The organism is Caballeronia sp. TF1N1, assembly GCF_022878925.1.
Classification (GTDB): Bacteria; Pseudomonadota; Gammaproteobacteria; order Burkholderiales; family Burkholderiaceae; genus Caballeronia.
This window is the reverse complement of the sequence record NZ_CP084628.1, coordinates 486534-503457: the sequence shown is the minus strand read 5'-3', so window position 1 is coordinate 503457 and position 16924 is coordinate 486534. Positions and strand designations below refer to the sequence as shown.

The window sequence follows — 16924 nt, the reverse complement described above, 5'->3', positions numbered from 1 at the left end:
TCGTCATGGCAAATCAATCTGCTCGAACGGCTTTGAGCGGCATCGGTGCAAAGGCGCTGCCCTGGCTCGTGCCGCTGCTGATTCTCGTCGCATGGGAAGCGGCGGCGCGCACGGGCGGTCTCTCTTCGCGCGTGCTGCCCGAACCGCTCGCCGTGGTGAAGGCGGCGTGGGCGCTCATCTTGTCCGGCGACATGTGGGCCAACGTGAAGGTCAGTGCGTGGCGTGCACTCGCGGGCTTTGCGATGGGCGGCGCCACCGGCTTCGTGCTCGGCCTGGCCACGGGGCTTTTCAAGCCTGCGGAAGTTGCGCTCGATTCGACTGTGCAGATGATCCGCAACATCCCTGCACTCGCGATGATTCCGTTGCTGATCCTGTGGTTCGGCATTGGCGAGGAAGCGAAACTCGTGCTGGTTGCGCTCGGCGTGTTCTTTCCCATCTACGTGAACACGTATCACGGCATTCGTTCGGTGGATCGCGATCTCATCGAGATGGCGCGCAGCTACGGGCTGTCGGGCATGGCGTTGTATCGGCATGTGATCTTGCCGGGCGCGTTGCCTTCCATACTCGTCGGCGTGCGCTTCGCATTCGGGCTGATGTGGGTAATGCTGATCGTCGCCGAGACCATTTCGGCGCAATCGGGCATTGGCTATATGACGATGAACGCCCGTGAATTTTTGCAGACCGACGTGGTGCTCGTCGGCATTCTGCTCTACGCGCTGCTCGGCAAGCTCGCCGACATGGCGGCAAGGGCCATCGAGCGCGTCACGCTACGCTGGCATCCGGCTTATCAGACCAAGGCGCGCACATGAGCACGGTGAATCCCACTCTCGAACGCGGCGTTATCGCGCGTCATGCTCCTCGTCCAGGCTCGGTCGCGCGTGCGGCGGAGGGCGATCTCGCGGTATGGCTGCAAGGCGTGGAGAAGCGTTTCGGCGAGCGCACGGTGTTGTCGAAGCTCGATTTTTCGATCGAACGCGGCAGTTTCGTGTCGATCGTCGGACGCAGCGGCTGCGGCAAGTCCACGCTGCTGCGGCTGATAGCCGGCCTCGAAGCGACCACGGCTGGCGTGCTGCAACGCCGGGCCGCTACGCCGGATGCCGAGTTGCAGGTTCGCATCATGTTTCAGGACGCGCGTCTTTTGCCGTGGAAGAGCGTGCTCGACAACGTGATGCTCGGTCTGCCGCGTTCGGCGCGTGACGAAGCCCGCGCGACGCTTGCCGAAGTGGGCCTTTCCGAGCGCGAACGCGACTGGCCTTCGCAGTTGTCGGGCGGTCAGCGGCAACGCGTGGCGCTGGCGCGGGCGCTGGTGCATCGGCCGGATTTGCTGCTGCTCGATGAACCGCTCGGTGCGCTCGATGCGTTGACGCGCATCGAAATGCACGGGTTGATCGAACGGCTGTGGCGAGAGCATCGATTCACCGCACTGCTTGTCACGCACGACGTGCAGGAAGCGGTGTCGCTTGGCGACCGCGTGGTGCTGATCGAGGAAGGGCGTATCACGCTGGATACGAAAGTGGCGCTGCCGCGTCCGCGCTCGCGTGCGGCGGAGGGGTTTGCGGAGTTGGAGGAGGCGGTTTTGTCGCGGGTTCTGCGGCGGTCGTGAGGGCTGGGGTTGTACGCTGTTCGGTACTCGCGCATGAAAACGTACGAGACGATGTCATGCCAACCTCGGCTCGGGTTCATCGAGCGAACACGAGCATGCCCCGATTCAAAACCCAACGCAGCCTGGAACCCCGACCATTGATTTAAAGGCCGCTCGCGGCCATTGCGCAAAGGCGCGTCGTCATGAGAACCGACCACGCGCCTTTCTCCCGACATCACACCACGAAGAACCCATGCGTGCCATCGCGCTCCAGTTGCGCAACGAGGCCGTATTCCCAGTCGAGATAAGCCTGCATGGCTTCGCGCGCATTGCCCACGCCTTCATACGGACGGCGATACCGGTCGATGCGTGGCGACGCAAGCCGTGCTTCCCCGCCTTCGGTCTGCAAACCGGCGCGCACCCACGCGGCGTTGCCGCCTTCGAGCACATGCACGGGCTTGTTCGTGAGCGTCGCGATTTCAGCTGCGGCGTAGGGCGCAAGCGCGCTCGTGCCGCATGTGACGACGTAGCGCTTCGCATCGGGAAGGTCGCGCAGATCGTCGTGAGCGGGCGTGATGCGCGAACGCAGAATCCAGTGCGCGCCGACGATATGCGCCTTCACGTAGTTTGCGCTCGGTGCAACGTCGAGCAACACGACGCCGCTCGCGGGATCGTCGAGTAAAGCCGACAATTCCTTCGGCGCGATGGTCGGCACGGGAGCGGGCGCGGGCCGTTCGGGACGCCACGGGCCGCTCTTGGTCAACGCATCGGGGCCGGCTTCATCGACGACATACGCTTCGACGTTCATCTGCGCGAGCCATGAGGCGGTCATGTTGGCGCGCACGCCGTCGTCGTCGAAGAGCACGACGCGCGCGCCGCGCACCGGCGCGAACATCTCCGTTTCCTGCACGAGCTGACCGCCCGGCGCGCTCTGAAAACCGGGCGCGTGCGCGGCTTCGTATTCGGTTGGCGTGCGTACATCGAAACGATACGTCGTGCGCGACGTATCGCGCGCCCAGCGGGCGGCTTCATCGAGCGAGGAACGTCGAACGCCTGCACGTTGCGCAAGGGCAAACGCGGCCTGCCGGGACGCTTGCAGATCGCGAGGCGCGCGTCCCGTGTCATCCTCGAAACGGCGCTTGCTGCCGTGTTCCAGCGGCTGCCCCGCGAGCGTCCAGCCGATGGTCCCATTGCGCAGCGCCGCCACCTTGTTCGGCAGCCCTGCATTCACGAGCGATTGCGCGCCTATGATGCTGCGCGTGCGCCCCGCGCAATTCACGACGATACGCGTAGCCGGATCGGGCGCGAGCGCGGGTGCGCGCAGCACGAGTTCCGCGCCGGGCACGCTCACGCTGCCCGGAATGTTCATGGTCTGATATTCGTCGAAGCGGCGTGCGTCGAGCACGACGAGATCGTCGCCGTTCTTCTGCAGCGCGTCGAGCGTTTCAGCGGAAAGCGAAGGCGTGTGACGCTTCGCTTCGACGAACTCGCCGAAGGCCTTGCTCGGCACGTTGACATCGCGAAAGACTTCGCCGCCCGCGCGAATCCAGCCATCGAGACCACCTGCGAGCAGCGCGATGTTCGTGTAGCCGAGCGCGTCGAGCTTGTCGGCGGCGCGCACGGCGAGACCTTCGCCGGCATCGAAGAGAACGATCGGCACATCGCGGCGCGGCAGACGCGCATGCACGTCGAGTTCGAGACGCGTCAACGAAAAATTGGCTGCGAAAAGCGGATGGCTCTGCGCATGCGGATCTTCTTCACGCACGTCGAGCAGCGCGATCTCCTGGCGGGCAAGCAAGCGCTCGCGCACGTCCTCGAAGGTGCGAACGGGATAGGTCTTCATGTCGTGCGGTCTTCCATCGGTTTTCCAGGCGTTCGAGGCTATCACCGCGCGGGGCGCAAGCGAAATAGCGGATTGGCATAAGGATATGGGCGCGGTTCGCGGCGTGCTCATTAGAAAAGCATGATTCCTTCGTTTGCACCGCCAATCCGAGGCTCGATACTCGGTATCCCGACAATCTCAGGATGCCCCGTTCCATGACCCAAGCTTTCGATCAGCAAGCACGCGAAACGCTGCGCCTCATCGGTCCCGATCCGGACGACTGGGTCGCGAGCCGCGAGGGCATCGACCATAACGTCGTGATCGTCGGCGGCGGCCAGACGGGCGCGGCATTCGCGTTCGGGCTGCGGCGCGCGGGCATCGGGCGGGTGAGCGTGATCGATGCCGCGCCTGACGATACGCGCGCGGGCGTCTGGCAAACCTATGCGCGGATGAATCGCCTGCGCACGCCGAAAAATCTCGCCGGACCCGAGGCCGGTTTGCCGGGTTTGAGCTTTCAGGCGTGGCACGAGGCGCGGCATGGCCAAGCGTCGTATGCGGATATCGAGCGCCTCGGACGCGAGCAATGGGCCGAATACCTCGCGTGGTACCGGCACTTTCTCGCCATTCCCATTCGATACGGCACGACCCTGACGCTGATCGAACCGTTGGGCACGCATTTCCGGCTGCATCTTTCAGTGCGGACCGACGAAGGCACTCAGACGCGCGTGGAAACCGCGCGCAAGGTAATTTTAGGCAATGGCGTCGCGGGCAACGGCCGGCCGAATATCGTGCCGCCGCTCGCCGGTCTGCCCGCCACGCACGTCGCTCACACCACCGACGCGATCGATTTCAACGCGTTGCGCGGCAAGTCGGTGGCGGTGATCGGCTCGGCGGCTTCGGCCTTCGATGCCGCCGCGACCGCGCTCGAATCGGGCGCGGCCACCGTGCATCTGTTCGTGCGGCGTGCGTCGCTGCCTTCGGTGCCTGTGAGCCGCGCAAAGGCATATCCCGGCGCCTACGACAATTTCCCCGCTCTGCCCGATGCCACGCGCTGGAAGCTCGCCCTGCGCTTCAGACGCGCCGGTTCGACCGCGCCCGCCGATGCGATCGATCGCGTCGCGCGCTTCGACAATTTTCATTTGCATCTCGGCGCGCCCTGGCAGCATGCCGAAGCCGCGGGCAAGCAAGTGAAGGCGCAAGTCGGCGACGAAACGTTCTCGTTCGATTTCGTCATCGCCGGCACGGGTTACGCGGTGGACCTGCATGCACGGCCCGAGCTTGCGCGGATAGCCGATCACGTTCTGCTCTGGCGCGATCGATACGACGCTGCCGCCGACGAACGCGACGACGCCCTCGGCGCGCATCCGTACCTTGGAGATGCACTGGAATATCTCGAGAAAACGCCGGGCAGCGCGCCGTTTCTGAAGAACATTCATGTGTTCAATCCGGCGGCATTCGTGAGCCGTGGCGTGCCCGTCGGCGACGTGCCGAGCATGAAGCGCGACATACCGGCCGTGATCCGGCGCATTAGCGAAGATCTGTTTCTCGAAGACCTCGATGTGCACGAAGCGCGCATGCATGGCGACGTGCCCGCCGATTTCGACGCCTCGCGCTACGCGCATCGGCTCCGTGAGAAAACGGATGCACAGCCGGCTAGCTGAAGCGCGCGACCCGCTTCGTCATGTAAGGCGAAGCGGCGTCAGACGAGTTCCGCCGCCCGGCCGACCTTGAACGCGGCGAGCTCGTCCGGCTCGCATTGCGCAATCAGCCCCGTCTCCCATGCGAGATACGCGCGCGCGGAATCGAGGTTGCCATCATGACGGTCATGCACGAAGAAGAGATAGTCGATGCGCGTCTCTTGCGGCAACTTCACGGCATCGCGATCCACGGGCAAGCCACGTTGCTCCCACGCATCGAGCCCAAACGCGGCGAGTTCGATATCGGTGAAACCTGCTTCGCGCAGATCGGCGGCGACGAGACGCGCCGATGCTTCCGACGCTGCATCGGCAAACAAAACCAGCGGCGTGTCGAGGCGCGCATGCAAGGCGGTCAACGTATCGAAGACGCGCGGGCGAACGGTCCAGCGCGCGCCAACCGGCCGGCCGTTCTCATGCGCCGCGCTCGACCGCAGGTCGAGCACGATTGCGTTCGCGGATGGCGCTTCTTCGAGGAGATCGGTTCGATCCAGCGCAGCGGCAGCGGGCGCATGCGTATTCCACTTCGACACGATGGCCACGTCGATGGTCGCCGCTTCGTAGCCCAATTGCACGAGCCAGTGAGCGATGACCGGCGCGCGGATGCCGTCGTAGTCGATCAACAAGAGACGCGCATGACGCACCGCCACGCTCTGATCCGTCGCCTGCACGAGCTGACCGCCCGGCGCATGGGCGGCGAAGGGCAGACCATCGCGCGCGTATTCCTCGGGCGTGCGGACATCGAGCAGATAGGTCGTGCGTGCGGTATCGCGACGCCACTGGTTCGCGTTCGCCTCATCGAGCGCAATCACGCCGAAGCGTCGCGCAAGCGCTTGCGCACGCTCGCGTGCCTTGGCCTCGTCGTGCGCGCTTGCCGCGCTCGGGATGATGTCGGCGTAACTGCGCGTGCTGCCGTGTTCCAGCGCAAGACCGGCGAGCGCCCATCCTTGCGTACCGTTTTCCAGCGCGAAGACATCGCGACGGATGCCGAGATTGCGCAAGGTCTGCGCGCCGATGATGCTGCGCGTGCGCCCCGCGCAATGCACGACGATGGTCGTATCGGGCGAGCCCGCGAAGGCGTCGATATGCGCCGCCAGTTCGCCGTTCGGCACGCACACCGCGCCCGGAATCGCCATCTTGCGATGTTCGTCGCGCGTGCGTGAGTCGATGAGCGAGATCGGACAGCCGCCGCGTTCGGCGCGCCAGCGTTGCAGTTGCGCGGCGCTGACATGCGGCGTGCCGTATTCGTGTTCGACGAGTTCGCCGAAGGTCTTCGACGGCACGTTCACGCCGCGAAAGAGCGTATAGCCTGCTTGCCGCCATGCGGCCGTGCCGCCTTGCAGGATCGCGATATCGCCGTAGCCGAGCCCTTGCAGACGGGCTGCCGCGCGACGCGCCACGGCGTCTTCGTTGGCGCCATCGTCGCATAGCGCGATGCGCACATCGGCGCGCGGCAGGAGGCGCGGCGCATCGAGTTCGAGCCGGCTGAAGGGAAACGGTACGGCGAAGAATGGATGGCCTTCGCCGAACTGGCCCGCTTCGCGCACATCGAGCAGCGCGAGTTCGCGGCCGTCGTTGAGCCACTGGCGTAGCGTTTCGGCGTCGATGAAGCGCACGGCGTCAAATGTTGAAGGCATGGGAGATCAGGTACAGGTGAGCCGGAAGGCACGGCGAAGATCATCGATCAGATCGGCAGGGTCTTCGAGACCCGCGTGCAGCCGCACGACCGGCGCATCTTCAGTGAAATAGCCATGCACGCGAAGCCGCGATGCAGGTGCGATGAGCGCAAGGCTTTCGAAGCCGCCCCACGACGCGCCTTGAGAAAAGAGACGCAGGGCATCGACGAAGGCGCGGGTTGCATCGGGCGTCTTGCCGCGTGCGAATGCGAACGACACGAGACCGTTCGCGCCTTGAAAATCACGACGCCAAAGCGCGTGTGACGGATCGTCCGGCAACGCGGGATGATAGACACGCGCGACCGCGCTCTCCGTCTGCAAATATTCGGCGAGGGCCAGCGCATGCCGCGCATGTTGCGCAAGCCGCACGCCGAGCGTGCGCGCGCCACGCAGCGCCAGATAGGCATCGTCCGCGCCGACAGCCAGGCCGAGAGCATCGTGGGTATCGCGCAGACGCAGTGCAAGCGCGCGGTCGTTCGTTGCAACCGCACCCTGCATGATGTCCGAGTGTCCGCCTATGTACTTCGTCGTCGCCTGAATGGAGATATGCGCGCCGTGTTCGAGCGGTCGATGCAGAACGCCGGCGCTATACGTGTTGTCCGCGGCGAGCAAGAGGCCGTGCTCGCGGGCGAACGCACCGAACGCGGGAAGATCGACGACCTCATACAGAAACGAACTCGGCGACTCGACATAGACGAGCCGCGTCGTCGCGCGCAACGCATGGCGCGGCGGCCCGTCTTGCGCGGCAAAGTAAGTGGCTGCGATGCCGAACCGCGCAAGCAGAGGCTCGATGCGCTCGCGCACCGGGCCATACACACTGTCCTGAATCAAAACGTGATCGCCCGGCGACAACAACGCGAGGAACACCAGCGTAATCGCGGATGCACCCGACGGCGCAAGCAACGCGTGCGCCGCGCCTTCGAGTTCGCCGATCACCGCTTCGAGCGCTCGATGCGTCGCCGTGCCATGACGGCCGTAAGTCGCGACATCCTCGCCATCGTGGCGTTGTTTGTGCAACCGCTCGTAGTCGGCGCTGCTGGCAAAGCGCACGGTGCTCGTGCGTACCACAGGCATGTTCACCGGCGCCGCGCCATTCTCGAAGCCAGCGAGACCCGCGTGCATGAGCCGCGTGGCGAGCGCGGTACGCTCGTCCGTCATCAGCCGACCGCCTGGGTCTGATGGTGCAGATGCGTCTGGTTGTATCGAACGATCTTGCCGTTTTCGAAACCGAGACGTCCCGTGAGCGTTTCGAGCGGCCTGCCGTAGAGATGGAAGTGCAGCGTCGGCTGCTCGCCGGTCACGTGGATGCTGTGGATATCGTCGGGCAGGAAAGCGATGGGCGTGCCCGGTTCGACCAGCACTTCGCGGTCCACCTCGACGCTCGCGCGGTCCTCGTCGCTGCGGTCGTCCGTGCGGCGATACACGCGGTTCAACTCGCTGCCTTCCACCGCGACGATCACGGCCCACGTGTCGTGGTTATGCGGGATCGTCGCCTTGCCGGGCAACAGCGAGTTCAAATAGAGCGCGATGCCATCGCTGCCCGGATTGAGACGGTAGCGCGTCGACGTATCGCCACTGGCCGGATCGGGCGGAGGAAAGGCTTCGCGGGTGAAAAGCTCGGGTTGGTCTGCAAGTGTCTGCAATGCGGCCGCGATGTTGGCGAGCGCGTTACGCGTGAGCCCATCGCGTTCGAGAATGGCATGCGTTTGAGCGACGAGCGTATCGACGCGCTGCGTGATGTGAGGGGCGATGGAGGGTGTCGTCACGATTGATTCGATGCTAGCGTGAGGGATGAGCGCGAACGCGTGCGCCGCACGCGTGTGCCCGCGCTGTCGAGAAAGCGCTGCGTGCGTTCGTCGCGCGGCGCATGAAAAAGTTGTGCGGGTGTGCCTTCCTCGACGATCACGCCGCCTTCGGTGAAGACCACTCGGTCGCTGATGTCCTCGGCAAAGCGCATCTCGTGCGTGACGAGCACACACGTAAGGCCTTCGTCCACGAGTTCGCCGATTACGTTCAGCACTTCGCCGACCGTTTGCGGATCGAGCGCGGAGGTCACTTCGTCGAAGAGAATGAGTTCGGGCCGCATGGCAAGCGCGCGTGCAATGGCCACGCGTTGCTGCTGTCCGCCCGAGAGTTCGCCGGGATACGCGTGGGCTTTATCGGCGAGACGCACCTTGGCAAGCAATGCGCGCGCCGTGTGTTCGGCTTCGGCGCGGCTCGTGCCGAGTACGCGGACGGGCGCGATGGTGAGGTTCTCGAGCGCGGTGAGATGCGGAAAGAGGTTGTATTGCTGAAACACGAAGCCAATGCGCTTGCGCAATTCGATCTTCTGCTCGTCGCGCGTCAAGGCCGCGACATCCACACCGTTTACGCGCACTTCGCCACGCTCGGGCGTGCTGAGGCCGTTGATGCAACGCAGTATCGTCGACTTGCCCGAGCCCGAAGGCCCGATGATCGATACGGCCTGATTGCGCTTCACGCTCAGATCGATACCGCGCAGCACGGGCGTGGTCCCATACGACAGATGGACGTCGCGCATCGTGACGAGGCCCGCTGGCGGTTCCATATCGAGTCTGGCGACGGCGCGCCCGTAGACGAGAGACATCATGCGTGGCTAGAAAGGGGAATCATTCGGCGCTCCGGCGCTACCTCTTGGGTGAGAGGCCCATTGTAGGAATGGCGCGATGCTTTCCGAACGAAGCAATCTTCACAACCTTATATGCGGCGTAACGGCGCTTTTCTCGGCGCGTGCTTTCCTTAGCAGATCAGATTCGTTTGCAGCGCGCGGCGCTGTGCCTACGCTAGCGTGTCCCGCAATTCGAACATGCAAGCCGAGGCTTCGATGTCATCTGCCGTATCGCTTCAATCTTCTCTTCTTTTCACGCTCAAGCGCGCGACGCTCGCCGCGCTGACTCTCGCAAGCATTAGCGCAGGAACGGCGCACGCGGATGCCACGCTCGATCGCATCGACTCGCGTCATGAGATCGTCGTGGGCGTGATGATCACAGGCGGTCCATTCGGTTCCATCGATCCAGCCACGCAAAAGCTGCGCGGCTTCAATGTCGATCTCGCGCAGGACATTGCGAAGCGTCTGAACGTGAACGCGCAACTCGTCTCAGTGCAGCCTTCCACGCGCGTGCAGTTCTTGCAGCAGGGCAAGGTGGACATACTCGTCGCCAATATGGAATTCACCGAGCAGCGCGGCGAGATTCTCGATCATGTCGCGACGCCTTACTATCAAGTGGGCGGCACGGCGATCACGGCGAATACGAGCGGCATCACGCGTTGGGAAGATCTGCGCGGCAAACCGGTTTGCATCTCGCAGGGCAGCAGCTACATCAAACCCGTGGTCGAAAAGTATGGCGCGATTCCGCGCGCGTTTCCCGGCGCGGCCGAGTCCCTGCTCGCGCTGAGGGGCGGCAACTGCGTGGCCGCGGTTCACGATGCCGCGCCGCTGCTCTATCCGCTGCAACAGCGCGATCCCGAGTGGCGCGCGTATCGAACCTTGCAGCCCGAACTCGCGCCCGCGCCTTCGGTGATCTGGGTGCGGCAGGGCGAAAAGGACACGGCCGCACGTATCGATACCTTCGTGCGCGACTGGCATCGCACAGGCTGGCTGATCGATGTCGAAGCGAAGAACGGACTCACACCGCCATCGCCCGCGCTCGCGCAATGGCACACGACGCAGGTGTCGTCGAAATGACATCGTTCGCGCACGAGTTGATTGCACGCGCGCAGCACGCGGGACTCGACTACCGCTTTCTGCTCGATAGCTACGATCGCGCGTCGTTCGTGGGCGGCATCGGCTTATCGATCGGCATCGTTGCGGCGACGCTGCTCGGCAGCGCAATCGTCGGCGTGGTCTTGCTCGTGGCGTTGCGTTCGAGCAGCGCGTTGCTCGAAGGCATTGCGCGCGGCGTGATCGAACTCACGCGCAATACGCCGACCATCGTGCAACTGTACTGCGCGTTTCTCGTGCTCAATACGCTCATCACGCAGCATCTGCAGGCGCATGGCGCTGACAATCCGCTCAAACCATTTCTGTGGGTCGTGATCGTGCTTTCGATCAACAAGGGCGCGTTTCATGCCGAAGCGCTGCGCGCCGGTTTCGATGCCTTGCCGCGCGAAACGCTCGAAGGCGCGGACTCGCTCGGCTTCTCGCGCAAGACGCGCTTCTTGCGCGTGGAGTTGCCGCTGGCGTTACGCGCGGCGCTGCCCGCGCTCGTCAACAATGCGGTGGAACTGGTCAAGGCATCGGCGATTGCATCGGCTATCGCGGTAGGAGACATCACGTATCAATCGATCATGATCTGGACGCAGCGCGACAACGTACTCGCGTTGATGCTGCTGATACTCGCGTTCTTCTACGCGCTCACGGCGCTCGTCAATGTGTCGGGCCGCTGGATAGAGCGGCGGCTTGCGGTGCCCGGTTATGGTCAGCGATAGACCCGGCGCCTATGCGGGCGCGACCATCGCCGTGGCCGCGCTCGTGCTATGGCTCATGGCGCCGCGCGATATTCCCGGCGCGCAACTGCTTGCCGATTTCGTTCAATGGCTCCCCGCGTTGCTGCACGGCTTCGCAATCAATGTCGCGGTGAGCATCGGCGCGTTGACATTCGGCACGGTGCTGGGTGTGTTCGTCGGTTCGCTCTCGCTGGCTCGCGGTATCGTCGGCCGGGCGGCGCGGCTTTGGGTGCAGGCGTTTCGCAATGCGCCGTGGCTCGTGCTGATTTTTTTCACGACCTATGTGTTTCCGTTCGAGTTCGATCTCGGCGGACATATCGTGCCGTTTCCCGACTGGCTCAAGGTGGTTGCGGCGCTCGCGCTGCCGGCGAGCGCGAATATTGCCGAGGTATTTCGCGGCGCGGTGCAGTCCATTCCCTCCACGCAATGGGATGCCGCCGGTTCGCTCGCCATGTCGCGCTGGCAGATTCTCTTGCTGATCGTGCTGCCGCAATGCATGCGCCGCATGCTGCCGCCGTGGATGAACGTCTACGCGATCATCACGATGGGCACGGCGCTGTCATCGCTCGTCGGCATTCACGACGTGCTCGATACCGCGCAGATCGCCAGCACGACGGTCGCGCATTCGAGCTTCACCGTGCTCATGTACATGAGCGCGCTCGCGTTGTTCTTCGTTTATTGCTATCCGGTGACGCTTGCGACCCGCGCGGTCGAGCGGCGCTTGCGTTCGCGCTAGGCTTATCTTCGTCAGGCGCGGCGTTGCCCGCGCTCCGCGCTCGCGGAGACATCTCCTTACCCGTTCCGTTAATCGAATTGCGCGAGCCAAAGGCAGTCGTTATACTGCCTCGGCGGCATAGTGGCCTGACCACTGCAATTGGCCTGACCGCGACAGACAAAGGTAATGGCAACTCCTGGCAAGCATCGCACCGGCATTCGCGCCCGTGCGCTTACGAAAGGCGTGTGATCATGATGTCGTCTCAAAGCCTCGGCCTCGCCCCGCGCAACGCCCGCAATTTTCTCGAACAGTCGTGCCATTCTTTATCCCTCGACACAGAGGGAGGGCCGAACGCGCCCTGATCGTCCATACGCATTCGGCCTGACAAAACGCTAATTCAATCAACGATAGCAGGCGACATGAAAGGAGACACAAGGATGTTCCGCAATGGAAAGACGGCCGCGCTCGCGCTGGCCTCATGCCTCATCGCAACCGGTGCGCACGCGCAAGTCGCAACCGGCGATACCTCGCAGAAGAAGATCGCGTTGTCCAACAGCTTCGGCGGCAACGCCTGGCGGCAGTCGATGCTGAAGAGCTGGAACGCCGTGTCGGAGCAGGCGGTCAAGGACAAGAAGGTCGCCGCCGCGCCCGCGTTCACCACGGCGGAGAATCAGGTCACGGAGCAGGCGCAACAGGTGCAAAACCTCATCCTGCAAGGCTATAACGCCATCGTGATCGATGCCGTCTCGCCCACCGCGCTCAACGGCACCATCAAGAAGGCATGCGCGGCCGGCGTGGTCGTGGTGTCGTTCGACGGCATCGTCGATGAACCCTGCGCGTATCGCGTCAACTTCGATTTCAAGGGCTGGGCGGAACAGGGCGTCGATTTTCTGGCGCAGCGTCTCAACGGCAAGGGCAATATCCTCGAAGTGCGTGGCGTGGCCGGCATCTCGGTCGACAACCTCATGCATGAAGGCGTGCTCGAAGGCATGAAGAAGCATCCGGGCATGAAGCTCGTCGGCTCCGTGTATGGCGACTGGACGCAATCGGTCGCGCAAAAGGCCGTGGCGGGTATCTTGCCGACGCTGCCGCAAGTGGATGGCGTCGCGACCGAAGGCGAAATGTCCTTCGGTATCGCGCAGGCGTTCAAGGCAGCCAATCGCCCGACGCCGCCGATGATTATCGGCAGCACGTATCCCGAACTCAACTGGTGGAATGAGCAGACGAAAACCGGCTATCAGTCGCGTTCGTTGTCGAATCCGCCGGGCGCGGTGAGCTTTGCTTTCTGGGTCGCGCAGCAAGTGCTGGCAGGCAAGAAGATCCCGAAGGAAGTGACCATCAACGTGCCGCTGCTTGAAATCTCGCAACAGGAATTGCCCGCGAAGCTCGCGGCGACGCCGCCGGGCGGCATCAGCGATGTCACCTACACGTTGCCGCAAACCGTCGCGCTGCTCGACAAGAAGTGATCTCCATGGCGGCGCATGCCTCAAAGGGCCGCGCCGCTTTCTCCACACATGGAGCACGTGAATGAGTGCAACTTTTGATACCGGTAACAGCGGCGGCACCGGTCATGCCGGTAAGCGCGCCGCGCTGATTCGCTTCGAAGGCATCGGCAAGACGTTCGGCCGCGTGCGCGCGCTGGCCGATGTCGATTTCACCTTCCTGCAAGGCGAGTGCGTGGGTATTGCCGGGCATAACGGCGCAGGCAAGTCCACACTGATGGCCGTGCTCGCGGGCGTGTACGAACCGACGCAGGGCACCATCGAAGTGGACGGCAAGCATGCCGAAGGCTACGACGCCAACTCCGCACGCGATGCAGGCGTGCGCTGCGTGTTCCAGGAACTGTCGCTATGCGCGAACCTGACCGTCGCCGAGAACATGTGCGTCGTGCACCCGCAATTGCATGGACGCGGCTGGCGGCGTCGCGCCACGGCGTTGATGCGCGAGAAGCTCGAAGAGATTTTTCCCGGCAACGGATTGAAGGGCAATGAGCTCGTTTCCGATCTCACCCTCACGCAGCAACAGATGGTGGAAATCGCGCGCGGCTTCACGGTGACGGATGCGCCCGTGCGTCTCGTGATTCTCGACGAACCGACGTCTTCGCTCGATGCTCACACCGCCGACCAGTTGCTTGCGTTCGTCCGCAAGGCGGCGCAAAGCGGCATTACGTGTCTGCTCATTACGCATATGTTGGGTGAAATAGAGCGCGTGGCGGACCGCGTGATGGTCATGCGCGATGGCGGTATCGTCAGCGTGCTGGGCCGTGACGATGCGAAGCGCGAATCGATCATCCAGGCGATGGGGCAGCACCTTGAAGCCGACAAGACGCCGGGCGCGGTGCGCGAGCAGAACGCGCGCAATGACGAGCGGCATTTTCGCTGGACGCTGGGTGCCAAACGCGAGACATCCGTCGATGCCGCGCGTGGCGAAGTCGTCGGCTTTGCGGGACTTGCGGGACAAGGGCAGACCGAAGCGTTGCTCGCCATCTACGAAGCCGCGACGAATAATGCGAAAGTCGCTTTCGTGGCGGGCGATCGCGCTCGCGACGGCGTGTTCCCGGTGTGGTCGATTGCGCAGAATTTGGACTTGCGCTGGCTTGCGGGCGGCATGAAACGCGCGCGCGGTCTGGTCGATCTCGCGGCGGCCCGTGAAGTGGTCGAAGCATGGCGCGTGAAGATCGGCATACGCGGTGCGTCGATGAACGCGGGCATTTTGTCGCTCTCGGGCGGCAATCAGCAGAAGGTGCTGTTTGCCCGCGCGCTTGCATCGAATGCGGAACTCATCCTGATGGACGATCCCACACGCGGCGTCGATGTCGGCACGAAACGCGACATCTATCAGCTCGTGCATGCGGAAGCCGCGAAAGGCCGCACGTTCATCTGGTACACGACCGAAAACGAGGAACTGTCGCACTGCGACCGCACTTACGTGTTCCGTTCGAGTCACGTCACGCGTGTGCTGCATGCGGACGAATGCACGGAAGAAGCGCTGCTCGCGGCGAGTTTCGAGGAGCAAGCAGCATGACGCCCGCCAGTAGTAACACCCGCGCCAACGCATCGAATCCGCAAGCACGTTTGCGCGCCTTGCTTCCCGCCATCTCGCTCGTCGCCGTGTTGGTGCCGATTCTCGTCATGCAGCCCACGGTGATGAGTTACTTCGGTTCCAGCCTGCTGCTGAATCTCGCCGTGCCGATCGTGCTCGCCACGCTTGCGCAGCTTGCGATCATCACCGTGAACGACCTCGACCTTTCCATCGGGCCATTCGTGAGTCTCGTCGCGTGCATCGGCGCGACGCTGCTCGTGAAGACGCCGTGGCTCGGCGCGTTGACGCTCGTCGGTTGCGTGCTTGCATACGCGGCTGTCGGCGCGCTCATCGAGTTGCGGCAGATACCGTCTATCGTCGTCACGCTCGGGCTTTCGTTCGTGTGGAGCGGCCTTGCAATCGTGCTCTTGCCGTCGCCTGGCGGGACGAGTCCTACGTGGCTCGGCAACGCAATGAATTATCAGACGCCCTTCATCGCCGCGCCTATCGTGTGGTCGGTGCTGATCGCGATCATCGGTCACTTGCTGCTCATGCGCTCGTCGGCGGGCGTGCGCATTCGCGGTGCGGGCGGCAATCCGCGCGCAATGCGCCGCTTCGGCTGGTCGCTCGTGCGCAGCAAGGCGACACTGTATGGCATAGCGGGCGTGTTCGGCGTCCTGTCGGGTCTGTCGCTGCTCGGTCTCACCACTTCCGCCGATGCCAACCTTGCACTGCGTTACACGCTGCTTTCCATCGCGGCCGTGATCCTCGGCGGCGGCGAATTCGTCGGTGGACGCGTGTCGGTGATCGGCGCGGTGCTGGGTGCGATCACGCTGACGCTCGCGGCATCGTTCCTCGCGTTCCTCAACATTTCGTCGGACTGGCAGGTCGGCATGCAAGGCGCGATTCTCATCGTCGTGCTTTCGTTGCGCGTGCTGCTGCAACGTGGAGAGCGCCGATGAACACATTCGCGGACAAGAATGGAAGCACCTGGACGCGCCTCAAGAGCATTCAGGCGCCCTGGGCCTGGTCGTTCGTCGGCGCGGTGCTGGTGTGGTTCGCCATCGTCGTGATCTTCGGCTTCGGCATTGCGAGCAATGTCGCGCAGACCGCGCTCACTTACGGCGTCTTCATGGTGCTCGTCGGGCTCGGGCAGATGCTCGTCATCACGTCGGGCGTGGGCAATATCGACTTGTCGGTGCCATCGACGATAGCGCTTGCGGGCGTCGTCGGCATGCACGTGATGGGCGGCACGAACGGCGGCATTGCACTCGGCATCGCGGCGGTGCTGGGCGTGGGGATCGTGATCGGCCTCGTGAATTACGCATTGATTCGCTTGCTGCGCATTCCGCCGATCATCGCCACGCTGTCGTCGAGCTTCATCATTCAGTCGGTCGCCATCACGCAAGGACGGCAACTGCCACCGCCACCTCCCGCGCTCGGAGCCTTTGCGACGGGACGCTTCCTCAACGTGCCGTATATCGCGCTCGTGGCGCTGGTTCTATCCCTCGTGCTGGGCGTGCTCTTGCATCGCGCGGTGTATGGGCGCCAGCTTTCCGCTATCGGTCAGAACTCGCGCGCGGCATGGCTTGCGGGCGTGAACGTGCACCGCACGCGCTGCATCGCGTACGTGCTTTCTTCGATGATCGCCGCGCTCACGGCCTTGCTGCTCGCTTCGGTATCGGGCGGCGCATCGCTCGACATGGGCGTGGAATACATGCTCATATCGATTGCGGTGGTCGTGATCGGCGGCACGCTCGTGACAGGCGGCAAGCCGACCATCACGGGCGTGTGGGGCGCGTCCATGTTCCTCTTTCTCACGAATGCCGTGCTCAACGCGGTAGGTGCGGATGCGGGCGTGCGCTCCATCGTGTATGGCGTGCTCATCATTGCGGTGACGGTGGCTGCGGGCGGCAAGGTGGTGCGCTGAAACGGATTCAAAAAAGGAGG

The 16924-nt window shown here is 63.7% G+C and carries 15 protein-coding genes; 10 read left to right on the top strand and 5 right to left on the bottom strand.

Annotated features, from left to right (window positions below; translation table 11 throughout):
- The first annotated feature begins 5 nt into the window (after window positions 1-5).
- Together ssuC and LDZ28_RS23035 are read left to right on the top strand one after the other, a co-directional pair.
- On the top strand, window positions 6-809 hold the full coding sequence (ssuC, locus tag LDZ28_RS23040; RefSeq protein ID WP_244830917.1) for an aliphatic sulfonate ABC transporter permease SsuC: 804 nt from the start codon (window positions 6-8) through the stop codon (window positions 807-809).
- On the top strand, window positions 806-1603 hold the full coding sequence (locus tag LDZ28_RS23035) for an ATP-binding cassette domain-containing protein (RefSeq protein WP_244830916.1): 798 nt from the start codon (window positions 806-808) through the stop codon (window positions 1601-1603). The genes ssuC and LDZ28_RS23035 overlap by 4 nt, the downstream gene beginning before the upstream one ends.
- Window positions 1604-1817: 214 nt before the next feature.
- Here LDZ28_RS23035 and LDZ28_RS23030 read toward each other — a convergent pair whose 3' ends face one another.
- Window positions 1818-3425, bottom strand: coding sequence for a rhodanese-related sulfurtransferase (locus tag LDZ28_RS23030; RefSeq protein WP_244830915.1), 1608 nt, complete (start codon window positions 3423-3425; stop codon window positions 1818-1820).
- A gap of 194 nt (window positions 3426-3619) precedes the next feature.
- Between LDZ28_RS23030 and LDZ28_RS23025 the strand changes: the two genes are divergently transcribed.
- Window positions 3620-5065 (top strand): NAD(P)-binding domain-containing protein, encoded by a 1446-nt coding sequence (locus tag LDZ28_RS23025; protein ID WP_244830914.1) that lies wholly within the window; start codon window positions 3620-3622, stop codon window positions 5063-5065.
- A gap of 38 nt (window positions 5066-5103) precedes the next feature.
- Here LDZ28_RS23025 and LDZ28_RS23020 read toward each other — a convergent pair whose 3' ends face one another.
- From LDZ28_RS23020 to LDZ28_RS23005, 4 genes are read right to left on the bottom strand one after another with little or no spacing between them, the layout of a single operon-like run.
- Complete coding sequence (locus tag LDZ28_RS23020; RefSeq protein ID WP_244830913.1) at window positions 5104-6735, bottom strand: rhodanese-like domain-containing protein; 1632 nt, start codon at window positions 6733-6735, stop codon at window positions 5104-5106.
- 6 nt (window positions 6736-6741) lie between these two features.
- Window positions 6742-7932 carry a cystathionine beta-lyase gene (gene metC / locus LDZ28_RS23015; protein WP_244830912.1) on the bottom strand — a complete coding sequence of 397 codons (1191 nt, stop codon included), beginning with the start codon at window positions 7930-7932 and terminating at the stop codon, window positions 6742-6744.
- The gene (locus tag LDZ28_RS23010) at window positions 7932-8543 is read right to left on the bottom strand and encodes a cysteine dioxygenase (protein WP_370652262.1); all 612 of its coding nucleotides are present in this window, start codon (window positions 8541-8543) and stop codon (window positions 7932-7934) included. Before LDZ28_RS23010 ends, metC begins: the two co-directional genes overlap by 1 nt.
- Window positions 8537-9382 carry an amino acid ABC transporter ATP-binding protein gene (locus LDZ28_RS23005; protein WP_305038188.1) on the bottom strand — a complete coding sequence of 282 codons (846 nt, stop codon included), beginning with the start codon at window positions 9380-9382 and terminating at the stop codon, window positions 8537-8539. The genes LDZ28_RS23010 and LDZ28_RS23005 overlap by 7 nt, the downstream gene beginning before the upstream one ends.
- A 234-nt stretch (window positions 9383-9616) precedes the next feature.
- Here LDZ28_RS23005 and LDZ28_RS23000 point away from each other — a divergent pair, with 234 nt between their 5' ends.
- From LDZ28_RS23000 to LDZ28_RS22970, 7 genes are all read left to right on the top strand, one after another.
- Window positions 9617-10477, top strand: coding sequence for a transporter substrate-binding domain-containing protein (locus tag LDZ28_RS23000; RefSeq protein ID WP_244830911.1), 861 nt, complete (start codon window positions 9617-9619; stop codon window positions 10475-10477).
- Window positions 10447-11220: an ABC transporter permease subunit gene (locus LDZ28_RS22995; protein ID WP_370652256.1), complete on the top strand. Its 774-nt coding sequence runs from the start codon at window positions 10447-10449 to the stop codon at window positions 11218-11220. The genes LDZ28_RS23000 and LDZ28_RS22995 overlap by 31 nt, the downstream gene beginning before the upstream one ends.
- Complete coding sequence (locus LDZ28_RS22990; protein WP_244830910.1) at window positions 11207-11974, top strand: amino acid ABC transporter permease; 768 nt, start codon at window positions 11207-11209, stop codon at window positions 11972-11974. The genes LDZ28_RS22995 and LDZ28_RS22990 overlap by 14 nt, the downstream gene beginning before the upstream one ends.
- 416 nt (window positions 11975-12390) lie before the next feature.
- Complete coding sequence (locus LDZ28_RS22985; protein ID WP_244830909.1) at window positions 12391-13419, top strand: ABC transporter substrate-binding protein; 1029 nt, start codon at window positions 12391-12393, stop codon at window positions 13417-13419.
- A 61-nt stretch (window positions 13420-13480) separates the two neighbouring features.
- Window positions 13481-14977, top strand: coding sequence for a sugar ABC transporter ATP-binding protein (locus LDZ28_RS22980; RefSeq protein WP_244830908.1), 1497 nt, complete (start codon window positions 13481-13483; stop codon window positions 14975-14977).
- Window positions 14974-15936, top strand: coding sequence for an ABC transporter permease (locus LDZ28_RS22975; RefSeq protein ID WP_244830907.1), 963 nt, complete (start codon window positions 14974-14976; stop codon window positions 15934-15936). Before LDZ28_RS22980 ends, LDZ28_RS22975 begins: the two co-directional genes overlap by 4 nt.
- Entirely contained in the window at window positions 15933-16904 is a 972-nt protein-coding gene (locus LDZ28_RS22970; protein WP_244830906.1) for an ABC transporter permease, read from the top strand. The genes LDZ28_RS22975 and LDZ28_RS22970 overlap by 4 nt, the downstream gene beginning before the upstream one ends.
- Window positions 16905-16924 lie beyond the last annotated feature (20 nt).

Excerpts from the sequence above, each read along its gene's own strand:
- ssuC (WP_244830917.1), top strand. The coding sequence starts at position 6 with ATGGCAAATCAATCTGCTCGAACGGCTTTGAGCGGCATCGGTGCAAAG.
- LDZ28_RS23035 (WP_244830916.1), top strand. The coding sequence starts at position 806 with ATGAGCACGGTGAATCCCACTCTCGAACGCGGCGTTATCGCGCGTCAT.
- LDZ28_RS23030 (WP_244830915.1), bottom strand. The coding sequence starts at position 3,425 with ATGAAGACCTATCCCGTTCGCACCTTCGAGGACGTGCGCGAGCGCTTG.
- LDZ28_RS23025 (WP_244830914.1), top strand. The coding sequence starts at position 3,620 with ATGACCCAAGCTTTCGATCAGCAAGCACGCGAAACGCTGCGCCTCATC.
- LDZ28_RS23020 (WP_244830913.1), bottom strand. The coding sequence starts at position 6,735 with ATGCCTTCAACATTTGACGCCGTGCGCTTCATCGACGCCGAAACGCTA.
- metC (WP_244830912.1), bottom strand. The coding sequence starts at position 7,932 with ATGACGGACGAGCGTACCGCGCTCGCCACGCGGCTCATGCACGCGGGT.
- LDZ28_RS23005 (WP_305038188.1), bottom strand. The coding sequence starts at position 9,382 with ATGATGTCTCTCGTCTACGGGCGCGCCGTCGCCAGACTCGATATGGAA.
- LDZ28_RS23000 (WP_244830911.1), top strand. The coding sequence starts at position 9,617 with ATGTCATCTGCCGTATCGCTTCAATCTTCTCTTCTTTTCACGCTCAAG.
- LDZ28_RS22995 (WP_370652256.1), top strand. The coding sequence starts at position 10,447 with ATGGCACACGACGCAGGTGTCGTCGAAATGACATCGTTCGCGCACGAG.
- LDZ28_RS22990 (WP_244830910.1), top strand. The coding sequence starts at position 11,207 with ATGGTCAGCGATAGACCCGGCGCCTATGCGGGCGCGACCATCGCCGTG.
- LDZ28_RS22985 (WP_244830909.1), top strand. The coding sequence starts at position 12,391 with ATGTTCCGCAATGGAAAGACGGCCGCGCTCGCGCTGGCCTCATGCCTC.
- LDZ28_RS22980 (WP_244830908.1), top strand. The coding sequence starts at position 13,481 with ATGAGTGCAACTTTTGATACCGGTAACAGCGGCGGCACCGGTCATGCC.
- LDZ28_RS22975 (WP_244830907.1), top strand. The coding sequence starts at position 14,974 with ATGACGCCCGCCAGTAGTAACACCCGCGCCAACGCATCGAATCCGCAA.
- LDZ28_RS22970 (WP_244830906.1), top strand. The coding sequence starts at position 15,933 with ATGAACACATTCGCGGACAAGAATGGAAGCACCTGGACGCGCCTCAAG.